General features: G+C 70.9%; 8 protein-coding genes. 6 read left to right on the top strand and 2 right to left on the bottom strand.

Translation table 11 applies throughout. The annotated features are described in order from the left end of the window. Both VM840_02125 and VM840_02120 read right to left on the bottom strand, forming a co-directional pair. Window positions 1-1309: 5'-nucleotidase C-terminal domain-containing protein (locus tag VM840_02125; protein ID HVL80374.1), on the bottom strand; the 1309-nt coding region annotated here is incomplete at its 3' end. Window positions 1310-1423: 114 nt separating this feature from the next. Next, window positions 1424-3133, bottom strand: a complete 1710-nt coding sequence (locus VM840_02120) for a 5'-nucleotidase C-terminal domain-containing protein (protein HVL80373.1) — start codon at window positions 3131-3133, stop codon at window positions 1424-1426. Between the two features lie 122 nt (window positions 3134-3255). Between VM840_02120 and VM840_02115 the strand changes: the two genes are divergently transcribed. From VM840_02115 to VM840_02090, 6 genes are all read left to right on the top strand, one after another. Beyond that, a complete protein-coding gene (locus VM840_02115) occupies window positions 3256-6048 on the top strand; it encodes an AAA family ATPase (GenBank protein HVL80372.1) in 2793 nt (930 codons plus the stop codon). A gap of 19 nt (window positions 6049-6067) precedes the next feature. Next, entirely contained in the window at window positions 6068-6535 is a 468-nt protein-coding gene (locus VM840_02110; GenBank protein ID HVL80371.1) for a GNAT family N-acetyltransferase, read from the top strand. Then, window positions 6532-6741, top strand: coding sequence for a hypothetical protein (locus VM840_02105; protein ID HVL80370.1), 210 nt, complete (start codon window positions 6532-6534; stop codon window positions 6739-6741). The genes VM840_02110 and VM840_02105 overlap by 4 nt, the downstream gene beginning before the upstream one ends. Before the next feature lie 70 nt (window positions 6742-6811). After that, window positions 6812-7654 (top strand): hypothetical protein, encoded by an 843-nt coding sequence (locus tag VM840_02100; protein ID HVL80369.1) that lies wholly within the window; start codon window positions 6812-6814, stop codon window positions 7652-7654. A gap of 71 nt (window positions 7655-7725) precedes the next feature. Beyond that, window positions 7726-8037 (top strand): YdeI/OmpD-associated family protein, encoded by a 312-nt coding sequence (locus tag VM840_02095; protein ID HVL80368.1) that lies wholly within the window; start codon window positions 7726-7728, stop codon window positions 8035-8037. A 90-nt stretch (window positions 8038-8127) separates the two neighbouring features. Beyond that, window positions 8128-8947 (top strand): phosphotransferase (locus VM840_02090; protein ID HVL80367.1); only part of this gene is annotated, 820 nt, incomplete at its 3' end.

The raw sequence follows: 8947 nt of genomic DNA, 5'->3' as shown, positions 1-8947 counted from the left end.
GAGCCGGCAACCGGGAGACCGAGAGCTCGAGCGCCGCATGGAGCTGCGCGCCGGTCAGGGTGCGCGTGACCACCGCGTTGCCGAACGGGAGCACCGCGTACACGTCGCCCACCACCAGGTCGTAGGGAGGTCCCGCTGCGTACCCCGCCGAGGTGCGTCGCAGCGAGGTGTCGCGAGGCCTGTAGCTGGACGGGAGCCCGGCACGCAGGCCCCCGCCGTTCGTGAACGCGATCTGGGTGCCGTACCGCTGGCGCATCGAGTCGGCCGCGATGTTGCCGATCGCTGCCTCGGCGATGCGCTCGTTCCCGCCGCGGACGAACACGTCTTCGGCGACGCCGATGGGGACGTCGTTGCGAGCGCTCAGCTCCGACCGGTACGGCCTGAGCATCGTCTCGATCTCGGGATCGGGGGTGACGGCGCCCGCCACGGGCGTGACGAACTCTACGCTCGACCTCGCGACGCGTCCGTTGAGGATGTCCACCCCGAGCGTCGTCCGGGCGTAGGTCACTCCCTTGCTGCGGTTCTCGACGACCAGCTGTCCGTTCACGACCCCGGAGAACTGGACGTCCGTGTGGTCGCCGAGGATGAGGTCGAAACCGCCCACCCCGTTCGCGAAGTCGACGAGCGGTCCGGTGGGGGCTCCCGACGCATCACGTCCGGTCACCCCCATGTGCGTGATCGCGATCGTGATCTTGGCGCCGGCCGCCTGGGCGGCCGCTCGGGCCCTGTTCGCGGCGGGCACGGGGTCGGTGACCTCCAGGGCTCCCATGCGCCCGGGGAAGACCAGGCTCGCAGCGTCCGGGTTCGTGACCCCGACGATGCCGACGGTGACGCCAGCCACCTCTCGCAGCACGTACGGAGAGACGCCGGTCAGGTTGCTCTCGAGGTCGCGGAGGTTCGCTGCGACGAACGGGAACCTCGCCAGGTCGATCATCCGCTGGAGGTGCGGGAGCCCCCGGTCGAAGTTGTGGTTCCCGAGCGTATCCGCTCCGAGACCCATGAGGTTCATCGCCTTCACGGTCGGCTCCTCGTCGAAGAAGCTCGACAGCGGAGGGGTGGCACCGAAGGCGTCGCCGGCGGTCAGCGTCAGCGTGTTCGGGTTCCTGGACCGCTCGGCCTTCCAGTAGGACGAGAGCACCGCCGCGCCCCCCACGTTGCCGGTCCCGGCCACGGAGATCGGATCGAGCTGCCCGTGCCAGTCGGAGATCGAGAGCACCTGGACCTCGACCAACGGACGCGGTGCGGCTCCCGCCGGGAGCGGCATCAAGAGGCCGAGGAGGAGAAGCACGTAACAGCACCTGCGCAACATCGGGACCACCTCTCTCGAGTAGTTGGTGGGTGTCACTGGACGGGCGGCCTACGCCACCCGCGGTCCGCGGACGGCGGTCCGCTCCGGAACGGACCGCCGCCCGAGGAGGGACCGTCAGTCCAGTCGGAAGATCCGGGTCTCAGGCACCATGACCGGGTGGGCCGGTCCGGTGGGGGAGACCGGCGTGCCCGCCGCGATGTGAGCGGTCAGGAGCCCGGTCAGCGGGTCGCCGAAATCCGCCCGCCTGGCCAGGTCGGGGTACGAGTCCCCGCCCATCGCCATGAAGTCGTTCATCGCGACCGTGTACCGCGAGGCGTCGGACAGGTCGACGGGGGTGCCGTCGGGCCGGGTCACCCACGCCACCCGGGAGTTGGCCTGCTGGAGCGTGTGGTAGCCGAACCTCAGCCCCGAGACCTGCGCGAAGCGGCCGTCCTCTCGCGGCATGGACGAGACCGAGTTCTCCAGCAGCCTCTTGAGCTCGGACCCCGTCACCTCGACGGTCGTCACCAGGTCACCGAACGGGAGCGCGTCGTACACGTTGCGCATCCGGATCGTGTGGAGCCCGTCGGGGGTCTGATCGGACGGGTCGGTGAGCGCGGCGCGCAGTGCCCCCGAGTTGATCATCGCGAAGTCGGTGCCCGCGTGCTCCCGCATCGCGTCGGTCACGAGGTTGCCCTGGTTCGACTCCGCGATCGGGAGCGTATGCGGGATCTCCGTGCGCGAGTGCCCGACGACCTCGTTCAGGCGGGAGCCGAGCTCCGCCTTCCAGGCGTCGATCTTCGTCTGGATGACCGGGTCCGGCTCGATCGACGCCGTGTCGGCGAGGAAGGTCGTCCCCGACACGGACAGGGTGTGCCCCGTCCGGCGGTCGAGCACCATCCGCACCTCCGCGAACGAGATCCCCTTGTGGTAGTTCTGCACGACCCACATCGGCTTGCCGTCGGCGTCGCGGATCGGCTGGTTGACGATCGCGTGCTTGTGGTCGCCGATGAGGAGGTCCACCCCGCGCAGCTCGCCGGCCAGGTCGATGAGCGGTCCGGTCGGACCCGTCACGCCCGGGACGAAGTTGGCCCCGACGTGCACCAGCGCAACGACGGTGTTCACGCCCCGGGCTCGGAGGTCGGCCGCTACGCGGTTGATGTTGGCGGCGGCCCCACCCACGACGAGGTCGCCCATCCGCCCGCGGGAGACGAGGTTCGGCGCATCCTCGTTGATGGCTCCCGTCACGCCGATCTTGACCCCGTCGACGTCCCACAGGATCGACTCCTGGACCCACTCGGGGGCGCGGCCGGTCCCGGAGTGGGTGAGGTTGGAGACCACGTACGGGAAGTCGGCGGCCCGCGCCAGGGCTTCCATACGGTCGACCCCCGAGTCGAAGTTGTGGTTCCCGAGCGTGTTGGCGTCGAACCCCATGTCGTTCATGACCTCGATGGCGGGGCGGTCCCCCAGGAGGTTGGAGATCGGTTGGGTCGCTCCCACCTCGTCCCCCGCCGTCACGATGAACGGCTCGTTGGGCGCGAGCGCCGCCCGCTGCTTGAAGTAGGACGACAGGTACGCTGCCCCCCCGTACCTCTGGCGCCACGCGCCGGGGGCACCCGTCATGGGGACGGGCTCGAGCTGCCCGTGCCAATCGCTGACGTCCAGGATCGTGGCCACGGTGGTGGGCGCGACGTCCTCCACCCGGTCCGCCACCGCGACGGCCACGGCCCGCGCGACACCGCCGGCGCGACCCGTCCCCGGCCTCGCCGATGCTGGGTGTACCGCGGCGACGACGGCCAGCGAGGCCGCCACCACCGATGTGATCCGATGCCACCTGAGACGCATGCTCCCTCCTCGGTTCTGTCCGCTTCCGGTGCTTCCTCCCTCAGGCGACATCCTGTCCGGCGACGGCTGACGGAACATCCCTCACCTTGGGTATCTCCCGGCCCGCTCGGTAGTCTGGCCCCATGGCCCAGCCACCAGCGCCCCTGGTAGGCCGGTCCTCCGAGCTCGCGCTGCTGTCCGACGCCCTCGAGCAGGTGACCCGGGGTCATCAGCGGTTCGTGCTGGTCGAAGGGGAGCCGGGGATAGGCAAGACACGCCTGCTCCAGGAGGCCGCTGTCGCCGCTCGCGGGCTGGGCTTCGAGGTCCTGGACGGCCGGGCGGACGACCTGACCACGCCAAGGCCCTTCTCGGCGCTCGCCGACGCGCTGGACCGGGGAGGCGGCGCCCACCTCGCGGAGGTCCGGGCCCTCCTGGCCGCCACGACATCGGACGCGGAGTCGCAGTACCGGGCGATCGAGGCCGTAGGGACGGTCCTCGAGGACCGGGCCCGCGGGGGGCCGGTCCTGCTGTCGGTGGAGGACATCCACGTCGCGGACGCCGGGACGCTCGCCGCCTTGCGCTCGATCAGGCGAAGGACGCGGGCTCTCCCGGTGGCCATGGTCCTCACGTCTCGCATCGAGCCGCGGTCGAAGGGGGCCGACCTGCTCGTGGACGAGGCGGTGAGGGACGACGGAGTGGTCCTGCGTCTGGGTCCGCTGGCCGACGATGAGGTGGTGCAGCTCGTCGGAGAGATCGCGGGCGGGGCGCCCGGGCGCCGGCTCGTGGCGCAGGTGCGCCGGGCGGGCGGGAACCCGCTGTTCGCGTCGGAGTTCGTCCGCAGCCTGCTCGAGGAGGGAGCGGTCTCCTCCGCCGGGGGGGCCGTCGAGTTCGCGGGGGAGAGGGTCCCCGAGGAGTTCACGGCGCTCGTCGTCCGCCGGGTCCGCCAGCTGTCCGACGACGCGGCGGACGTCCTGCGGACCGCGTCCGTGCTCGGACAGCGATTCGCTCCGGCCGCGCTCGCCGCGGTCCTGTCGCGGCCCGTCTCCTCGCTCATGCCCCCGCTGCGCGAAGCCGTGGCGGCGGGGTTCCTCGCCGACCCGGGCGACGGACTCTCCTTCAGGCACGGACTCGTCCGCGACGCGATCTACACCGATATCCCCCCGTCCATCCGGACGACGATGCACGCGGAGGTCTGGCGTGCGCTCGAGGGCCAGGGCGCATCCGCGGTGGACGTCGCTCCGCACGTCGCGCTCAGCGCGACCGCGGGGGACCTAGAGGCAGCCGGCGCGCTCCGGACCGCCGCCCGCCAGGTGGTCGGACGTGCCCCGGAGACCGCGGTCGAGCTGCTCGAGCGGGCTCGGGAGATAGGTCCGGACGATGCTCAGCTCCTCGCGGACCTGGCCACCGCGCTCGGGTGGTGCGGCCGGGTGGACGACGCCCAGACCGTCGCGCAGGACGCGCTGAACCTTCGGCCCCCCGGACACGTCGAAGGGACGCTGCGGACCGGGCTCGCCCGAGCCTTCCTGCTGCAAGGGCGGCCCCAGGAAGCCCTGACCCAGGCCGCGGCGGCCGAGCACGCCGAGCTCGACCCCGTCGAGGCCGCCGCGCTGCGGGCCGACTCGTCGCTCGCTCACCTGCTATCGGGCGATCTGGCCACCGCCGAACGGGAAGCGGACACGGCCGTCTCGGCAGGGACGACGGCCGCTGTCCCGTACGCCGTGTGCACCGGGCTGGCCGTCCGGTCCTTCGTGGACAACTTCCGGGGGTACCCGTCCGCGGTGCGTTGGGCCCAGGAAGCCGTCGAGGTGGCGGCGCGTGACCCCAGCGGGGAGGCCGCCCGCGCCTGTCCGTCCGTCTTCCTAGGTCACAACCTGCTCCTCGTGGACCGGTTCGAGGAGGCCGAGCAGGTGCTGCGCGCCGGACAGCGTGACGCGATGGGGCGAGGCTCGGTCTGGCAGCTCCCCCTCTACCACGTGGGCCTCGGGATGCTGAGGTTCTTCGACGGTCGATGGGATGACGCGGTCGCCGAGGTGGAGGCCGCGCTCGACGTCGCCGACGAGTTCGGGGTGCGGATCGGGCTGCTGTACGGGCACGTGCTGCCCGCGATGGTCGCGTTCCATCGCGACGACCTGGCGGCCGCCGAGGGCGCGGTGCGCAGGGGCGAGGATCTGGTCTCCTCCGGCGGGCCCCAGGCGGGAGCCGGGTGGCTCGCGTGGGCCCGGGCTCTCCTGCTCGAGGCGTCCGGCCGCACGGAGGACGCGGTCGCGCTCCTGGCCGGTGTGCTCGAGCTGGACCGCGCCCTCGGGCTACTCACCGAGTACTGGTCGCTGGGGCCGGACCTGGTCCGGATGGCCGTCGCCGTGGGAGCGACCGGACCGGCGCAGGACGCGGTAGCCGGGATCGAAGAGGTAGCTGAGCGGCTCGGGACCTCCACCGACCAGGCGGCCGCGCTGCGGTGCCGGGGCGTGCTCGAAGACGACCCGGACATGCTGCTCGCGTCGATCGAGACCTACCGCACCACTCCGCGACACCCCGAGCGCGCGTTCGCGTGTGAGGACGCGGCCGTCGTGCTGGCGTCCGCCGGACGTTCCGATGAGGCCGTGACGGTGGCGAAGGAGGCCCTAGACGTGTTCGAGGAACTCGGGGCCACCCGTCCGCTCAACCGCATGCTCGCCCGCCTGCGGGAGCGGGGGGTCAGGCTGGGGGCCACCGGACGCCGCGGGCGTCCGCGGTCCGGGTGGGAGGCCCTCACCCCGACCGAGCTCGAGGTGGTGCGGCTCGTGGCGGAGGGTATGTCCAACCCCGAGATCGCGGGCAGGCTGTTCGTCTCGCGCCACACGGTCGCCAGCCATCTGAAGCACGTGTTCCAGAAGCTCGGGGTGCGGTCGAGGGCCGAACTGGCGGCCGCCGCGGTCGCGCACTCGTCCGGCCGCTGACTACCCTGAGCGTGAGCTGATGGTGATCACATCGATGCGTCTGGTGGACTGCGGAGAGGAGCACTCGGATCTTGTGCTCGACATCCGCCGATCGGCGTTCAGGGGCTACGTTGACGAAGCCGGCGGATGGGACGAGGAGGCCCAGAGGGACGCGCACCAGCGCCGGTTCACTTCGCAGCGGTTCCGACTGGTCGAGGTAGATGGCTCTGTCGTTGGATACGTCGCTACCGTGACCGGGGCGTCACTGCATGAGTTGCATCAGTTGATGATCGCGCCGACTCACCAGGGGCGGGGGACCGGCACCGAGGTGTTGAAGCGTGTGTGCGGAGAGGCCGACGAGGCCGGTCTGCCCGTGCGCCTTCGGGTTCGGATGAACAACCCGAGGGCTCGGGCCCTGTACGAACGTGTGGGGTTCGTGCACGTGTCGGACACGCCGACGCACTGGGTCATGGAGCGGATGCCCTCTCACACCAGATGGGGCGCATGACGGGCGCGAGGGGTGGGGTCTACGGCGGCGGGACGGCCACAGCCTTCCCCACCCTGCTATCGCAGGTCCTGATCGCCTTCACGATCGAACACGACAACGAGTTCGAGCGACAGATCATGGCGTCGCCGTACCGACCGTTCCTCACCTCGATCGTCATGTGGGACAACTTCCTGCGCTTCGTGCCCGTGGAGGGCATCACCGCGTGAGCTGTCGCACGCGGCAGGACTGTCCCGATCCGTCCACCCGTCGCTGTCGGGGATGGAGCGATGGGGCTACGTGAAGGTCGAACGAGACCCGAACGACACACGGGCCAAGCCTCCGCGAGGTGACCTGGTCGTCCGTCCCGGCTTGACGGGTGAGAAGGCCCAGCAGATCTGGCAGGGGCTCGCTGATGAGATCGAGGGCCGTTGGCGTGACCGCTTGGGCGGAGACCTGATGAGCCTCCTCATGGAGTCGTTGGGGTCGATGGTTCGAGCGCTCGAGGGGGGCCTCCCGCGATATCTGCCGGTCCTCACTTCAGCCGATCTCCGAACGGACCTCGGGGAGTGGAGCCCAGCGGCTGAGCCCGGCGACCATCGACTGGTGACGATGTTGGCCCGGACGCTGCTCGCCTTCACGTCCGACTTCGAGGGCCAGTCTGAGCTCTCGCTCCCACTGGCGGCCAACGTGGTCCGTGCCCTCGACGAGGAGGGCGTTCCCGTCGGCGATCTGCCCGCATCGACGGGCGTCTCGAAGGAGGCGGTGAGCATGTCGCTCACCTTCCTCGAGAAGAACGGCTACGCCTCGGTCTTCGCCGCGCCCAGCGGTGCCCGCGGCAGATGGGCACGGTTGACCCCGAAGGGCAGAGACGCGCAGCGCGACTACATCGACCGGGTGCCGCAGGTCGAGGGCTATTGGCGGACCAGGTTCGGCGGGGACGCGATCGACCGGATCCGTGACGCTCTGGAGCGGGTCATCCATCACCCGCGCTTCTCCGAGTCCCTCCAGCCCCACCCCGGAGGTTGGCGGACGAAGAAGCCGTATCAGGCGCAGACCGAGGCCTTCCTCGCGGATCCGCACGCGAGGTTGCCCTATCACCCCATGGTGCTGCACCGGGGTGGCTGGCCGGACGGGAGCTGAGGACGCCCTTCTCGCTCCGAGCGCATGTGTGCCACGCAGCGACGTCCTAGACGCCGTCGTAGTATCGACCCATGACGGGCGCGCAGCTGGCCGAGGGCACCGTCCACAGGATCCCGGCGGACCTCGCGAAGGCGTTGAAGGCCGCCCCCGAGGCGCGGTCGGCGTGGGAGGAGATCACCCCCCTGGCGCGCAACGAGTGGATCTGCTGGGTGGAGGATGCCAAGAAGGCCGAGACCAGGACGCGCCGGCTCGAGCGAGCGATCGATGAACTGGCCGAGGGCAAGCGGCGTCCGTGCTGCTGGATCGGGTGTGTCCATCGCACGGACAAGGCGGTGAGCCCGTCCGTTCAGGGCATCCTGGCCAGGAGGTCGAAGGGTCCGTGACGGCCCGCGCGGCGGTCGCCTAGATGCCGGATCCGCCGACCCCGGTTCCGGGGACGGCACCGACCTGCCCCGACCTAAGGATGGAGCCCCATGGCCCGGCATGGACCTGCTACCCCTCAGATCCGTTCCTTTCTGTCCGACCTGCACGGTGAGCCGGTCACCGGCCTCGAGCCCCTGTCCGGTGGGTTCTGGTCCTCTGCCTACGGCTACCGCGTGGGGGACCGGGAGCTCGTCCTCCGGCTCTCGGAGACGCGGGAGTGGTTCGAGGTCGACCGCGCCGCCGCCGCCTACGACTCGACCGACCTCCCCGTCCCGCTTGTGCTCGAGATCGGCGACGCCTTCGGCGGGGCGTACGCGATATCGGTCCGCCACCACGGCCGGGTGCTCGAGACCGTGGACCCGTCGGAGGCCGATGTGGTGGGCCCGACCATCGTCCGGCTCCTCGCCGCTTTGAAGCGGGTGCCGCCCGGCCAGGAGACATCGAGCTGGCGGGGGTGGCTGCTCGCCGGGCTCGTGGATGACCCCGGTCGAGCCGTGAGGGGATGGAGACCCAAGCTCGCGGCGGACCCGGAGATCGACGCGCTCTTCCGGGCATGCGAGGCGACGGTCAACGAACTGGCGTCGTCGTGTCCGGAACGCCGGGACCTCGTCCACGGGGACCTCCTCCATTCGAACGTGCTCGTCAGCGAGGACGCGTCGCGGGTCACCGGAGTCTTCTCCTGGAAGTGCTCGACCCGTGGGGACTTCCTCTACGACACGGCCTGGTGCACGTTCTGGGGCGCGTACCACCCGGGGATCGGCGCGGCGGACGTGCTGCACCGGGTGATGGCGGACCCGGCGTTCGCCGACGGCCTCGACGGAGCGGCGGAGCGTCACCATTGCTACGAGCTGCACATAGGCGCCCACCATC

This window comes from Actinomycetota bacterium (assembly GCA_035540895.1).
Classification (GTDB): Bacteria; Actinomycetota; JAICYB01; order JAICYB01; family JAICYB01; genus DATLFR01.
The sequence above is the reverse complement of the archived record's forward strand: the minus strand, read 5'-3'. Positions and strand labels throughout refer to the sequence as shown.

What these genes read in the sequence shown, in the direction of transcription:
- VM840_02105 (HVL80370.1), top strand. Translation starts at nt 6,532, where the DNA reads ATGACGGGCGCGAGGGGTGGGGTCTACGGCGGCGGGACGGCCACAGCC.
- VM840_02115 (HVL80372.1), top strand. Translation starts at nt 3,256, where the DNA reads ATGGCCCAGCCACCAGCGCCCCTGGTAGGCCGGTCCTCCGAGCTCGCG.
- VM840_02120 (HVL80373.1), bottom strand. Translation starts at nt 3,133, where the DNA reads ATGCGTCTCAGGTGGCATCGGATCACATCGGTGGTGGCGGCCTCGCTG.
- VM840_02110 (HVL80371.1), top strand. Translation starts at nt 6,068, where the DNA reads ATGGTGATCACATCGATGCGTCTGGTGGACTGCGGAGAGGAGCACTCG.
- VM840_02095 (HVL80368.1), top strand. Translation starts at nt 7,726, where the DNA reads ATGACGGGCGCGCAGCTGGCCGAGGGCACCGTCCACAGGATCCCGGCG.